This window comes from Limnohabitans sp. T6-5 (assembly GCF_003063315.1).
Classification (GTDB): domain Bacteria; phylum Pseudomonadota; class Gammaproteobacteria; order Burkholderiales; family Burkholderiaceae_C; genus Limnohabitans_A.
Map to the genome: position 1 here is coordinate 48072 of NZ_NERV01000002.1, position 13571 is coordinate 61642.

Here is a 13571-nt window from a genome sequence, read left to right on the forward strand (position 1 = left end):
CCCGATTCCTCAAGGGGCCAGCTGGACCGACAGGCCCACGCGCGCGATGCCCGCCCGCTGCAGGCTGTCCATGACTTTGACCACGGTTTCGTATTTCACCGAGCGGTCGGCACTGATGACGACCGCGGTGTTGTCGCTGTCACCCACCAGGCCTTTGACGCTGGTGGCCACGCTGGCGAGGGTGGCGCTGGCGGTCTTGCCGTCGCTGACCAGTTCCAGTCGTTCGTCTTTCTGGATCACGATCTGGATGACTTTGTCGGGCTGCTTGGCCGCTTTGCCCACGCTGGGCAGGTCCACCATGCTGGGCGTGATCATGGGGGCGGTCACCATGAAGATGATCAGCAACACCAGCATCACGTCGATGAAGGGCACCATGTTGATTTCGGCGATGGTGCGGCGACCACGGCCCCGGGATGACACAGCGGGCATGGCTTTCCTTTCAGTGGCCCGAAGCGGAGCTGCTGGCCCCACCCAGGCTGCGTTGCAGGATGTTGGAGAACTCCTCGATGAAGGTTTCCAGCTTGATGGCGATGCGGTCCACGTCGTGCGAGAAACGGTTGTAGGCGAGCACGGCAGGAATGGCCGAGAACAGGCCAATGGCGGTGGCCACCAGCGCTTCGGCAATGCCGGGGGCGACAGTGGCCAAGGTCACTTGTTGCAAGCTGGCCAAGCCGGTGAAGGCGTGCATGATGCCCCACACGGTGCCAAACAAGCCGACATAAGGCGAGATGGAGCCGACCGAAGCGAGGAAGGCCAATTGCGATTCGGCCACGTCCATCTCGCGCTGAAAGCTCGCCCGCATGGCGCGGCGTGCGCCGTCGAGCAGGGTGCCTGCATCGCTGATGTGGCGCTCGCGCAGTTTTTGGTATTCGCGCATGCCGCTGGCAAAAATGCGCTCCATCGGGCCGGACAGTTTGGCGTTTTGGCTGGCGGCGTTGAACAGCTCGTTCAGGCTGGTGCCGGACCAGAAGACGCGTTCAAACTCTTCGTTCAGGTTTTTGATGCGCTTGATGGCACCGAGTTTGCGCACGATGGCGGCCCAGCTGGCCACAGAAATCGCCAGCAGCAACAAGACCACCAGTTGCACGACAAAACTGGCGTGCAAGAGCAGCGAGACGATGGACATGTCTTGGTTCATTTCAGGGCTTCCAGAACGGGGGCCGGTATGCGGCCAGGTTTCAAGGTGGTGCTGTCGACCCAGCCCAGGCGGATGGTGCCTTCGGCCAGCAGTCGGTCAGCTTGGCCGTCGGCGCGCAAGTAGGCGCGCTGGGCAATGGTCAGGCTGGCTTTACCGCTGGTTTGCAGCTCGGCGGTCACGATCAGGGTGTCGTCCAGACGGGCGGGCGAGTGGTATTTGACTGCGGTCTCAGACACGACAAACATGCCGCCCGATTCGTCACGCAGCACCTGCTGGCCAAAGCCCAGGGCGCGCAGCCATTCGGTACGGGCGCGCTCAAAAAACTTGAGGTAGTTGGCGTAAAACACGATGCCCCCCGCGTCGGTGTCTTCCCAATAGATGCGGACGGGGTGCGCAAAGGGGGCGGTGCTGTGCGTCATGGCTTTAACCAGGCTTTGAGGCGGGCGATGGCGGTTTGCAATTCGGCCATCGAATTGGCGGTGGAAAAGCGCACAAAGCGGGCGGTTTGGTCGGTGCCAAAGTCGCGCCCCGGCGTGATGGCCACATGGGCGTGTTCCAGTGCGGCAAAGGCAAAGTCCCAACTGTCTTTGATGCCCAGCTTTTGGCACGCGGCGGTGCAGTCGGCCCAGGCGTAAAAGGCGCCATCGGGGGCGACGGGCACGGTCAGCCCCAAGTCGTTCAGGGCTGGAATGAAGTAGTCGCGCCGGGCCTTGAACTCGGCGCGGCGGCGCTCGTATTCGGCCAGGCTCTCGGGTTCAAAGCAGGCCAGCGCCGCTTGTTGCGACACGGTGCTGGCACAGATGAACAGGTTTTGCGCCAGGCGCTCCAGCACGGGTGTGAGCGTTTCGGGCACCACCAGCCAGCCCAAACGCCAGCCGGTCATGTTGAAGTATTTGCTGAAGCTGTTGATGCTGATGACGTCGTCGCCCAGGGCCAGGGCGCTTTGGCCGAACGCGTCGTCGTGGCTCAGGCCCAGATAAATTTCGTCGATCAGCGTGATGCCGCCACGGCTGCGCACAACTTCAACGATGTGGGCCAATTCGGACGGGTCGATCGAGGTGCCCGTGGGGTTGGAGGGCGATGCCAGCAAGACGCCCCGGGTTTGGGGGCCCCAAGCCGCAGCCACTTTGGCGGCGCTGAGCTGAAAGCGCTCTTCGGCCGTGGTCGGCACCAACACGGCTGTGCCCTCGGCCGCACTCACGAAGTGGCGGTTGCAGGGGTAGCTCGGGTCGGGCATGAGGATTTCGTCGCCCCGGTCAATGAGCGCCAAACACGCCAATTGCAAAGCCGCCGACGCGCCCGCAGTGACCACGATGCGGCTGGCGGGCACCTGCACACCAAAGCGCGAGGCGTACCACTGGCTGATGGCCTGTCGCAGGGTGTCCAGGCCCAGCGCGGGGGTGTACTGGGTTTGGCCGTTTTCAATGGCCGCTTGGGCCGCTTGCTGCACGCGGGGCGGGGCGGTGAAATCGGGTTCGCCGATGTTCAGGAAGACCACAGGGCGGTCTGTGTGGGCCACTTCCCGGGCTTTTTGTGAGGCGGCCTTGGCCACCTCCATCACGTAAAACGGCTCAATGCGCTCGGCGCGCTCAGAGATTCGCATGGTGTCTGGCTTATTTGGCGCGGCCGGACTGACGGTCGGCCTGCACTTCGGCGCTGCGCAATTCGGGGGCCAATCCATTCAGCACGGCGTTGACATATTTGTGCCCGTCGGTGCCCCCAAAGTCCTTGGCCAGCTCGATGCATTCGTTGAGCACCACGCGCCAGGGCACATCCAGGCAATGCTGCATTTCATAGACGCCGATCCACATGATGGCGCGCTCGACGGGTGAGATTTCGGCAAAGCTGCGGTCCAGCTTGGGGCCAATCAGGGCGTCCAGGCCTTGGGCTTGTTCGATGCAGCCGTAGAGCAGGGCGTCGTAATGGGCCGAATCTGCTTTGTGAAAACCCGACAGGTCGCGGGTGAAAATGTCGATGTCTGAGGCTTCGTTGCGGCCCACGATGTGCTGGTACAGCGCCTGCAGCGCAAACTCGCGCGAACGGCTGCGTGCAGGCTTGGCAGACGACTTGCGCGTGCCTGCAGCTGCGGGCGGGGCGCTTGCCGTTTCTGTGTCTGGCGTGCTGTTTTGGTCGTTCATCAGGTGTTCTCTTCGTCGTCAAACTCTTCGGCCAGATCGGCCGACAGGTCGTCCATGATGCAGGCCATCTCGACCGCAACGCGGGCTGCGTCGCGGCCTTTTTCGGTCTGGCGCACGATGGCTTGCTCGAGGTTTTCGGTGGTCAAAATCGCGTTGGCGATCGGCAGGTTGTAGTCGAGCGACACGCGGCTCACGCCGGCACCGGATTCGTTGGCCACCAGCTCAAAGTGGTAAGTCTCGCCACGGATGATGCAGCCCAGGGCAATCAATGCGTCGTATTCGGCGCGCTCGGCCATGGCTTGAAGGGCCACGGGCACTTCCAGCGCGCCGGGCACCATGACGTGGTCGATGCTGGTCACGCCCAAGGCTTGCAGCTCTTCGATGCAGGCTTTGGCCAGAGCGTTGGTGATGTCTTCGTTGAATCGGGCTTGCACGATGCCGATGTGCAGAAACTGCCCGTCGAGTTCTTGTTCTGTGCCTTTGTTTGCTTCGAGCATGGTTATTCCTTGGGGATGTAGCCGGTGATTTCGAGGCCGTAGCCGGTCATGCTGGGCATGCGGCGGGGTTGGCCCATGAGTTTCATTTTGTGAACGCCACATTCGCGCAGGATTTGTGCCCCGACACCGTAAGTGCGCAGGTCCATCTTGCCGCGCTCGGGCGCTTGGGCAGAGCGTGCCCGGCCTTCAAACTGGGCCAGCAGCTGATCTGCCGATTCGCCGCAGTTGAGCAGCACGGCCACGCCGCAGCCTTGGGTGTTGATGTATTGCAGACTGGCGTCCAGGCTCCAAGAGTGCATGGCGCGGTTGACTTCCAGCGCGTCGAGCACCGACAGCGGCTCGTGCACGCGCACAGGCACTTCGGCGTCGGCTGACCATTGGCCTTTGACCAAGGCCAGGTGCACGGTTTGGCTAGGTTGGTCGCGGAAGGCGTGCGCAGTGAATTCGCCATGGGCAGTTTGCAGGGGGCGGCTGCCCATGCGCTCGACCAGTGATTCATTGCTGCTGCGGTAGTGGATCAAATCAGCAATCGTGCCGATTTTGAGCCCGTGCTCAGCGGCAAACAGTTGCAAATCGGGCAGACGAGCCATGGTGCCATCGTCTTTCATGATCTCGCAGATCACGGACGATGCGCTGCAGCCGGCCATGGCGGCCAGGTCGCAACCGGCTTCGGTGTGGCCTGCACGCATGAGCACGCCGCCGTCCACCGCTTGCAGCGGGAAGATGTGACCGGGTTGCACCAGGTCGGTGGGCTGGCTGTTGCGCGCCACGGCCACTTGTACAGTCTTGGCGCGGTCAGCGGCTGAGATGCCGGTGGTCACGCCTTCGGCGGCTTCGATGGACACGGTGAATGCCGTGCTGTACACGGTGCCGTTGCGCGCCGCCATGGGCGGGAGCTTGAGGAACTCGCAGCGTTCACGGGTGAGCGTGAGGCAAATCAGGCCACGGCCAAAACGGGCCATGAAGTTGATGGCTTCGGGGGTGACGTGGTCAGAGGCCAGCACCAGATCGCCTTCGTTTTCGCGGTCTTCTTCGTCGACCAGGATCACGATGCGACCGGCTTTCATCTCGGCCACGATCTCTTCGACGGGCGAGATCGCCACGGGCTGCAGTTTTTCGGGGGCGTTCATGCTTTGTCTTTCTGGGTCAGGCCTGCGCTGAGCATGCGCTCAACGTAGCGGGCGACAGTGTCGATTTCGAGGTTGACCGGGCTGCCCGCTTTCAGGCTGCCGAGGGCGGTGTTTTCTACGGTGTGGGGGATCAAGTTGATGCTGATCTCACACCCATCGGCCAGATCAGCCACGCGGTTGACTGTGAGGCTCACGCCGTTGACGGTGATGGAGCCTTTGTACGCCAGGTATTTGCCCAGGGCAAGCGGAGCGAGCACGCACAGCTCCCAGCTTTCGCCGATTTGCTCAAAACGGCTGAGGGTGCCCACGCCATCCACATGGCCGGACACGATGTGTCCGCCCAGGCGGTCGTTGGCGCGCAGTGCTTTTTCAAGGTTGATGGGGCCTGCTTGGTCCAGACCGCATGTCTTGTCCAAGGATTCCGCCGAGATGTCGATCGTGAACTGGCGGTTTTCAGGGGTGAAGGTGGTGACAGTCATGCAGGCGCCATTCAGGGCGATGCTGTCGCCCAAGCCCACGTCGTCAAGGTACCCGGCGGGGGCCTCGATGGTGAGGCGCTTGCCGTGTTGTAAAGAGCGACCCAGGTCGTGAATGGCGACGATCCGCCCCACGCCGGTGATGATTCCGGTGAACATAGCGGCGTATTTTCGCAGGGATTGCTGCTGAATCGACCAGAGAGCCAAGAAAAACCTTGGCAGGGCTTGCAAGTTCAATGATGGGAATGTGGTCAGGGCATCAGGGTAAACAAGACTTACCCCCTTTGGGGGTGCACCTAGAATGTGCGGCTGCGCAATGTGTTTCATCTGGAGTTTTCGTGCCGGCCCCGTTTACTGCCTCTTCTTCATCGTCAGCTTCTTCGGCTTTGCCGGGTTCGGTGCGCACGATCAAAAAATACCCCAATCGCCGTTTGTATGACACACAGACGTCGACCTACGTCACCTTGGCAGAAGTCAAGAAGCTGGTCATGGAAGGGGCGTCCTTGGTGGTGCGGGATGCCAAAACCGGGGAGGATTTGACCCGGTCGATTTTGTTGCAAATCATTCTGGAAGAAGAGTCTGCGGGCGTGCCCATGTTCAGTGAGGCCGTTTTGGCCAACATCATCCGCTTCTACGGTCACGCCATGCAGGGCTACATGGGCTCGTATCTCGAGAACCATGTCCAGTCGTTCATGGATTGGCAAGCCAAACTCGGAGCTAACAGCCAGCCGCTGAGTCCGGAGCTGTGGTCTCAATTCATGCAATGGCAAAACCCCTTGATGCAGAACATGTTTTCGGGTTTGGCCAATCCATCCCAGGGCATGATGGCCCAGATGCAGGAACAGATGCAAAAGCAAATTCAGAAGAACACGGAGCAGATGCTGGGCGCACTGGGTTTGAGAGCCTGAGCAGGGCTTCATGCCCTTGGGTCGCAAGCGCAAACCTTTTTGCGGGGACAATGGGGGGATGAGTGAAATGATTTCTACACCCGCCCCCAAAGTGGGCTTTGTCAGTCTGGGCTGTCCCAAGGCGCTGACCGATTCCGAATTGATCCTGACCCAGCTGAGCGCTGAGGGGTATCAAACGTCCAAAACTTTTGACGGTGCTGACCTGGTGATCGTCAACACCTGCGGCTTCATTGACGATGCGGTCAAGGAGAGCCTGGACACCATTGCCGAAGCCCTCAACGAAAACGGCAAGGTGATCGTGACTGGCTGCCTGGGCGCCAAGACAGGCGAGGGCGGCGGTAACATGATCCGCGAAATGCACCCCAGCGTGCTGGCCGTGACCGGGCCCCACGCCACGCAAGAGGTGATGGATGCTGTGCACACCCACCTGCCCAAGCCGCACGATCCTTTCCTCGATTTGGTGCCCGGCGGCTTTGGTGAAGCGGGCCTGAAGCTCACGCCGCGCCACTTTGCGTACCTGAAAATCAGCGAAGGCTGCAACCACCGCTGCACGTTTTGCATCATCCCTTCCATGCGTGGCGATCTGGTGTCTCGCCCGATTGGTGATGTACTGAAGGAGGCCAAGGCCTTGTTCGAAGGCGGTGTCAAGGAACTGCTGGTCATCAGCCAGGACACCTCGGCTTATGGCGTGGACATCCAGTACCGCACGGGTTTTTGGGACGGCAAACCGGTCAAAACGCGCATGCTAGAGCTGGTCCAGGCTCTGGGCGAGATGGCCCGCGCCCATGGGGCTTGGGTGCGCCTGCATTACGTCTACCCCTACCCGACCGTGGACAACATCATCCCGCTGATGGCTGAGGGGCTGGTGCTGCCCTACCTGGATGTGCCTTTCCAGCACAGTCACCCCGATGTGCTCAAGCGCATGAAACGCCCGGCCAGTGGCGAAAAGAACCTGGAGCGCATCCAGCGATGGCGCGAACTGTGCCCCGAGCTGGTCATTCGCAGCACTTTCATTGCGGGCTTTCCGGGTGAAACCGAAGAAGAGTTTGAGCACTTGTTGTGCTTTTTGCGCGAAGCGAAGATTGACCGTGCAGGTTGCTTTGCCTACAGCCCTGTCAAGGGCGCAACGGCCAATGAGTTACCGGGCATGTTGCCAGAGGCACTGCGCGAAGAGCGTCGTGCACGATTCATGGCGGTGGCCGAAGAAGTGTCCATCGCGCGCTTGCACCAGCGCGTGGGCTCCAGCATGCAAGTGTTGGTGGATTCAGCACCCGCTCTCGGTCGTCGTGGCGGGGTGGGGCGCAGCTATGGTGATGCGCCTGAAATCGATGGTGTGGTGCGTTTGTTGCCGCCAGAGAAAATCAGCAAAACTCTCAAAGTCGGTGAGTTCACCCGGGCCCGCATTGTTGGCGTGGAAGGCCACGATTTGGTGGGGATGCCGGTTTGATGCGCCAGGGGCTGACCAGCCCTTGGGATGGCGGCTTGAGTCGCGTCATCAATGACTTGAAAACGGGCAACAAAAAAGCCGTTGATGTTGAATCAACGGCTTTTGATTGTTTGTTTTTGGTGCCCAGAAGAGGACTCGAACCTCCACGCCTCTCAGCGCTAGTACCTGAAACTAGTGCGTCTACCAATTCCGCCATCTGGGCATCTCAGGAAGTCTCAAATTATAGGGCATCAAAAGACGTTTCTTGCCGATGGCTGGAAATAGTCACCGAATTTTTAACTTTGAAAAATCTGGGCAATAAAAAAGCCGATGACTTGTGGTCATCGGCTTTTTGTCATCTTATTTGGATAAGATTGGTGCCCAGAAGAGGACTCGAACCTCCACGCCTCTCAGCGCTAGTACCTGAAACTAGTGCGTCTACCAATTCCGCCATCTGGGCATCTCAGGAATCCAAGGATTGTATATTAAAAAAATAGCTCCAACCAGCGGGATGCTGGAAGAAATTGAAGGTCAGGTGCAGGGTCACCGCGATGGTCACGGCTTTTTCATTCGTGACGATGGCGAAGCTGACATCTACCTCCCCCCCAACGAAATGCGTGCGGTGTTGCACAAGGACCGGCTGAAGGTTCGTGTGGTTCGCCAAGATCGCAAAGGACGCCCTGAAGGGCGCGTGGTCGAGATCATTGAGCGCCCCGAGCAACCCATCATTGGCCGCTTGCTGCATGAAGGCGGTTTGTGGTTGGTGGCGCCCGAAGACAAGCGCTATGGCCAGGATGTGCTGATTCCCAAAGGTGCGACGGGCACCGCCAAACCGGGGCAAGTGGTGGTGGTCGAGTTGACCGAGCCGCCAGCCTTGTTTGGCCAGCCGGTAGGTCGTGTCAAAGAGGTCTTGGGCGAGATTGATGATCCAGGCATGGAGATCGAGATTGCTGTGCGCAAATACAGCGTGCCGCACGAGTTTTCTGCGGCTTGCCTGGAGCAGGCCAAGGGTTTGCCTGACAAGGTGCTGGCCAAGGACCGCAAGGATCGGATCGATTTGCGCGATGTGCCTTTGGTCACGATTGACGGTGAAGATGCCCGCGATTTTGACGATGCGGTGTATTGCGAACCCGCCAAAGTGGGCCGAGGCAAAGGCTGGCGTTTGCTGGTGGCGATTGCCGATGTGAGCCACTATGTGCAAACCGGCAGCGCGATTGACATTGACGCGTATGACCGGGCGACCAGCGTGTATTTTCCGCGCCGGGTCATTCCCATGTTGCCGGAAAAGTTGTCCAACGGCCTGTGCTCATTGAACCCGGATGTGGACCGTTTGTGCATGGTCTGCGACATGCTGGTCAACGGCAAAGGCGATGTGCATGCCTACCAGTTTTACCCGGCGGTGATGCACAGCCATGCGCGTTTCACCTACACCGAAGTGGCGGCGATTTTGGCCAACACACGCGGGCCGGAGGCCCTGAAGCGCAAAGCGCGCGTGACCGATCTGCTCAACCTGCAGGACGTTTACAAGGCCTTGCTCGCTTCGCGGGCGGTGCGCGGTGCGGTGGATTTTGAAACCACCGAAACGCAGATTGTCTGCGACGAAAGTGGCCGGATTGAAAAGATCGTGCCCCGTGTGCGCAATGAGGCGCACCGCCTGATTGAAGAGGCGATGCTGGCGGCCAACGTGTGCAGTGCCGACTTCATTCAGCAGGGCAAGCACCCCGGTTTGTTTCGGGTGCACGAAGGTCCCACGGCTGAGAAAAAAGACATCCTGCGCAATTACCTCAAGGCCATGGGCCTGGGTTTGAGCATCAGTGACGATCCGCACACGTCCGAGTTTCAGAAAATTGCGCAGGCCACCAAGGATCGCCCGGATGCACAACAGATCCACACCATGTTGTTGCGCTCGATGCAGCAAGCCATTTACACCCCGGTGAACAGTGGTCACTTTGGCTTGGCCTATGAGGCCTACACCCACTTCACCAGCCCGATTCGCAGGTATCCGGATTTGCTGGTTCATCGGGTCATCAAATCCATTTTGCTGGGGCGCAAATACCAATTGCCCAAACTGCCTGTGCCGGGTGAGGCGCATGCCAAGCTGACGAAACGTCTTGAAAAGAGCAAGGCAGCCAAAGGGGATGTTGAGTCTCAAGCCCCGCGCGTTCGCATGTCGGCCGCTGATCAGCAAGCCTGGGAAGCTGCGGGCTTGCATTGCAGTGCCAATGAGCGCCGCGCGGACGAAGCCAGTCGGGACGTTGAGGCTTGGCTCAAATGCAAATACATGCGTGAGCATTTGGGCGAGGAATACGGTGGCGTGGTTTCAGCTGCCACCAGCTTTGGCATCTTTGTGACCTTGGACGCCTTGTATGTGGAGGGGCTGGTGCACATCACCGAGTTGGGGGGCGAGTATTTCCGCTTTGACGAGTTGCGTCAGGAGTTGCGCGGTGAGCGCACGGGCATTCGCTATGCGATTGGTACGCGGGTGCAGGTGCAGGTCAGCCGGGTCGACCTGGATGGTCGCAAGATCGATTTTCGATTGGTCCAGCCTGGCGAAGATTTGCTGCCCCGTGCGATGCGCGACAAGGGAGTGTCTGCAGTGCAGGAGGGACCACGTGGTGCCAAGCGCAAAGTGGCTGATCGGCGTCTGGCCGATGCTGAGCGCAACCGCTCGCCGATTCAGGCACTCAAGACGTCTGTGAAGAAGGCCTCTGTCCAAAAAGCGGCCAGCAAGAAAAAGGGCCCGCGTACCAGCAAGTCCCGGCGTTGAGCTGACTTGTCCGCTGCGGTGAGGGGCAGCATGTCAACACAGGCGCTGGGCTAATCGGCTGGCGGTCAGGGCTTCATGCTCTGGCCATTCATCGGCCAAGGCGCCGTGTTGATGCACTGCCGAGCAGGCGGCCATGAAGGCGCTCTGCCCCTGGGCGATGCGTGCGCCCAACAAACCCGCCAGCACATCGCCTGTGCCGCCGATGGCCAGCAGGCCGTTGCCGGAGGTGTTGATGCGGGATGTTTGCCCTGGGCTTGCAATGACCGTACCCGAGCCTTTCAGCACCACGGTGCAGTTGAACCGATGGGCCAGATCCTGGGCTGCTTGCAGCCTGTGGCCTTGGATCTCGCGGGTGGAGACATTGAGCAGTCGGGCCGCTTCCAGTGGGTGGGGAGTGATCACGGTGCCTTGATGGGGCGGTCTGCTTTGCAGCAGTATTTGCAATTGGGGAACTTTGGCGACTGCATTCAGGCCGTCTGCATCCAGCACCAGCAGGGCGCTGCGCTGGATCACCTGGGCAAGGACCGGCACCACCGCCTCGCCACCACCGCAGCCGCAGACCACCACTTGGTGTTCAAGGTTTAAAACAGACCATTCACGCTGCATCACGTCGTTGGGAACCTGGGGGCAGGGCGTGCTGCCAAGCAGGTTGAGCATGACGCGCCCGGCACCGGCATGCAAGGCTGCTGTGGCCGCAAGCACGGCGGCGCCGGTCATGCCCATGCCCCGCAAGGACAGGGATTCGCCCCCGATCACGACGATATCGCCATGGCTGCCTTTGTGGCTGGCATGGGTTTTGGAGACCACTTTGGGGGCCGGGTTCAGCCATGCTTGAGGCGTGGCTGCGCTCAGCCATTCGGGTGAGCTGCCTGGCGGCTCAAGGCTTGCCAGCCAGATGTGCCCACAAACATCGCGGCCATGTCCCATGAAAAGGCCCGGTTTGGCGGCAATGAAGGTCAGGGTGTGTTCAGCTCGGATGGCTTCGGGCTCGGCATCCAGGCAGCCCAGAAGTTGTCCGGTTTCAGTGTTCAGGCCCGTGGGCACATCCAGGGCCAGGATGTGCGCTTTGGCGTTGTTGATGGCGTGAATCCAGGTTTGCATGGGCGCCGCTAAGGGGCGGTTGGCCCCCAGCCCCAGCAAGGCATCGATGCACAGGTCCTGTGCCGTCATGTCTTTGAGCCCATTCCAGGGCAAGTGAGTGGTGATGGTCACGCCAGCCTGTGTGGCGCGCTGCCAGGCCAGTTGGGCGTCTGCTGGGCGGCTTTTGGCATCGCCAATCAGACTGACGATCACTGTTTTTCCCCATTGGTGCAAGTGGAGCGCGGCCTCCAATCCATCCCCGCCGTTGTTGCCAGGGCCTGCGGCAATCCAGATGCGCTGGGCATGCGGGGCGATGGACAAGGCCAGGTGCGCCGCAGCCAGGCCAGCTGTTTCCATCAGGGGTGTCTGGCTGCGTTGTTGAAGCGCGTGCTCCAGCGTGCGAATGCCCGCGCTGTCAAAAACGGGCCAATGGCTGGTGGGCGTCAGGCGCAGCATGCGTCAATGCGTCTGAAGCAAGGGCTCCAGCAGCAAGCTCAGCTGGAGAATGGTGTCGTCATGCATGGCGGCGTGCCAGGCCATCAGACCAACGGGCAGGTCTCCAGCTTCATGGCAGGGCAGTGAGATGCCGCATCCATCCAGCGTGTTGATGGCGCTGGTGTTGCGCAGCAGCAGAGCATTCGTCCGAAAGAATTCGGCATCTCTTTCGGGGCCGGGTGCCACATCCACCAGCTTGGGGGCTGTGATGGGGGTGGTGGGCGACAGGATGGCGTCGAACCCCAGCAGTGCAGTCTCAACCTGGCGAATCCAGTGAGTGCGGGCTTCAACCAGCGCCATGTACTGGTGGGCTTTCATGGGCGCGCCCAGTTGAATGCGTTGGGCCACACGGGGGTCGTACAGGTCTGCATGTTCAGCGAGCAGCTTGTGGTGCCATGCGAAACTTTCGGCAGGGCTGAAGCCGCCCGTGCTCATCATGGCGCTCAGGTCATTCAATTGGGGCAGAGCGATTTCTTCGATGCGCGCCCCCGCGGCACGCAATGCGGCCAGGCTGCGTTCAAAAGCCCGGGTGACATGGCTGTCCATGTTGTCTTGCATCAGATCTTTGACAACCGCCAAGCGGTAGTCCGAAAGTGTTCTCCGGGCTGTCGGGACTTTTCGGGCCGAGAGTATTTCGTGGGCCAAAATCGTGTCACGCACTGTCCGGGTCAAGGCGCAGACGGTGTCCAGCGTGGTGGACAGGGGCAGGGCGCCTTGTGGGGGCACTCTGCGAGCGGTGTTTTTGAAGCCCACGATGCCATTCAGTGCGGCGGGAATCCGGATGGACCCTCCGGTGTCTGATCCCAAGCCGATGAAGGCCGCGCCAGTGGCCACAGAAACAGCTGCGCCTGAACTGGAGCCACCAGGGACATGCGCTTGCATGGGTGCGCCTACAGCTGAATTGCTCAAGGCATCCCATGCGGCGGGCGTGCCATGGTGTGGATTGATACCGACACCGGAAAAAGCGAACTCGACCATATTGGTTCGGCCGATCAGCCCCGCACCAGCAGCCCGCAATCTGGCCACAGCCAGCGAATCTGCCAGCGCTGGCGCCTGTTTCTGAAGCACCACGGAACCGGCTGCTGTGATTTGCCCTTGCACATCGAACAGATCCTTGGTGGAAACGGCCAGGCCAGCCAGTGGTGCTTGCTGAATACTCGCCGCAGATGCTGCCTTTTTCAGTACATCGGGCGTCAGTTGAATGAATGCGTGCTCGCATGAGGCGCTTTCTGCGATCGCCAGGCATTCTTCCGCGACCGACGGTGCATGCATTTGGCCTTGTGCAATGGCTTGTCGTGTGGCAATCAGGTCTTTTCTCATGGGATGGGGTCTCATTGGGGTAAGTGCGGATGCTATAATCCTAAGGCTTTGTCGAGCTTGCAGGCTGTCTTGAGTGTGTCTCTTGCGCTTGCGGTGATTCAAATCAACAAAGCACATTCGCAAACCAGTCCCGTCAAGGTGTTGCGCTGATGTTTCAGTGTGATCAGTGGCCTGGTTTTAGACCCAACCTTTGGAG

The 13571-nt window shown here is 60.3% G+C and carries 13 protein-coding genes and 2 tRNA genes; 3 read left to right on the forward strand and 12 right to left on the reverse strand.

From position 1 onward, the window contains the following. Positions 1-9: 9 nt before the first annotated feature. Genes B9Z51_RS05850 through B9Z51_RS05885 form a run of 8 tightly spaced genes read right to left on the reverse strand, consistent with a single transcriptional unit; the run spans position 10 to position 5538 of the window. A complete protein-coding gene (locus B9Z51_RS05850; RefSeq protein ID WP_108372812.1) occupies positions 10-429 on the reverse strand; it encodes a biopolymer transporter ExbD in 420 nt (139 codons plus the stop codon). A 10-nt stretch (positions 430-439) separates the two neighbouring features. After that, the gene (gene tolQ, locus B9Z51_RS05855) at positions 440-1138 is read right to left on the reverse strand and encodes a protein TolQ (protein WP_108372814.1); all 699 of its coding nucleotides are present in this window, start codon (positions 1136-1138) and stop codon (positions 440-442) included. Continuing rightward, on the reverse strand, positions 1135-1557 hold the full coding sequence (gene ybgC, locus B9Z51_RS05860; protein WP_108372815.1) for a tol-pal system-associated acyl-CoA thioesterase: 423 nt from the start codon (positions 1555-1557) through the stop codon (positions 1135-1137). Before ybgC ends, tolQ begins: the two co-directional genes overlap by 4 nt. Further along, complete coding sequence (locus B9Z51_RS05865) at positions 1554-2741, reverse strand: pyridoxal phosphate-dependent aminotransferase (RefSeq protein WP_108372817.1); 1188 nt, start codon at positions 2739-2741, stop codon at positions 1554-1556. The genes ybgC and B9Z51_RS05865 overlap by 4 nt, the downstream gene beginning before the upstream one ends. 10 nt (positions 2742-2751) lie before the next feature. Next, the gene (gene nusB, locus B9Z51_RS05870; RefSeq protein ID WP_108372819.1) at positions 2752-3276 is read right to left on the reverse strand and encodes a transcription antitermination factor NusB; all 525 of its coding nucleotides are present in this window, start codon (positions 3274-3276) and stop codon (positions 2752-2754) included. Beyond that, positions 3276-3773: a 6,7-dimethyl-8-ribityllumazine synthase gene (gene ribH, locus B9Z51_RS05875; RefSeq protein WP_108372821.1), complete on the reverse strand. Its 498-nt coding sequence runs from the start codon at positions 3771-3773 to the stop codon at positions 3276-3278. Before ribH ends, nusB begins: the two co-directional genes overlap by 1 nt. Before the next feature lie 2 nt (positions 3774-3775). Next, positions 3776-4903, reverse strand: a complete 1128-nt coding sequence (ribBA, locus tag B9Z51_RS05880) for a bifunctional 3,4-dihydroxy-2-butanone-4-phosphate synthase/GTP cyclohydrolase II (protein ID WP_108372823.1) — start codon at positions 4901-4903, stop codon at positions 3776-3778. After that, complete coding sequence (locus B9Z51_RS05885) at positions 4900-5538, reverse strand: riboflavin synthase (protein WP_108372825.1); 639 nt, start codon at positions 5536-5538, stop codon at positions 4900-4902. The genes ribBA and B9Z51_RS05885 overlap by 4 nt, the downstream gene beginning before the upstream one ends. 179 nt (positions 5539-5717) lie before the next feature. Here B9Z51_RS05885 and phaR point away from each other — a divergent pair, with 179 nt between their 5' ends. Further along, a complete protein-coding gene (gene phaR / locus B9Z51_RS05890) occupies positions 5718-6287 on the forward strand; it encodes a polyhydroxyalkanoate synthesis repressor PhaR (RefSeq protein ID WP_233254854.1) in 570 nt (189 codons plus the stop codon). A gap of 58 nt (positions 6288-6345) precedes the next feature. Then, positions 6346-7734: a 30S ribosomal protein S12 methylthiotransferase RimO gene (gene rimO, locus B9Z51_RS05895; protein WP_108374776.1), complete on the forward strand. Its 1389-nt coding sequence runs from the start codon at positions 6346-6348 to the stop codon at positions 7732-7734. Between the two features lie 117 nt (positions 7735-7851). Here the strand turns inward: rimO and B9Z51_RS05900 are convergent. Then, a tRNA-Leu gene (locus tag B9Z51_RS05900) sits at positions 7852-7936 on the reverse strand. Between the two features lie 152 nt (positions 7937-8088). Then, a tRNA-Leu gene (locus tag B9Z51_RS05905) sits at positions 8089-8173 on the reverse strand. A gap of 51 nt (positions 8174-8224) precedes the next feature. On the opposite strand from B9Z51_RS05905, the gene rnr reads away from it, so the two are divergent. After that, the gene (rnr, locus tag B9Z51_RS05910) at positions 8225-10480 is read left to right on the forward strand and encodes a ribonuclease R (RefSeq protein ID WP_199227470.1); all 2256 of its coding nucleotides are present in this window, start codon (positions 8225-8227) and stop codon (positions 10478-10480) included. Positions 10481-10513: 33 nt separating this feature from the next. On the opposite strand, the gene B9Z51_RS05915 is transcribed toward rnr, so the two are convergent. Next, positions 10514-12016 carry an NAD(P)H-hydrate dehydratase gene (locus tag B9Z51_RS05915; RefSeq protein WP_108372831.1) on the reverse strand — a complete coding sequence of 501 codons (1503 nt, stop codon included), beginning with the start codon at positions 12014-12016 and terminating at the stop codon, positions 10514-10516. 3 nt (positions 12017-12019) lie between these two features. Then, entirely contained in the window at positions 12020-13375 is a 1356-nt protein-coding gene (locus B9Z51_RS05920; RefSeq protein WP_108372833.1) for an amidase, read from the reverse strand. Positions 13376-13571: the final 196 nt, after the last annotated feature.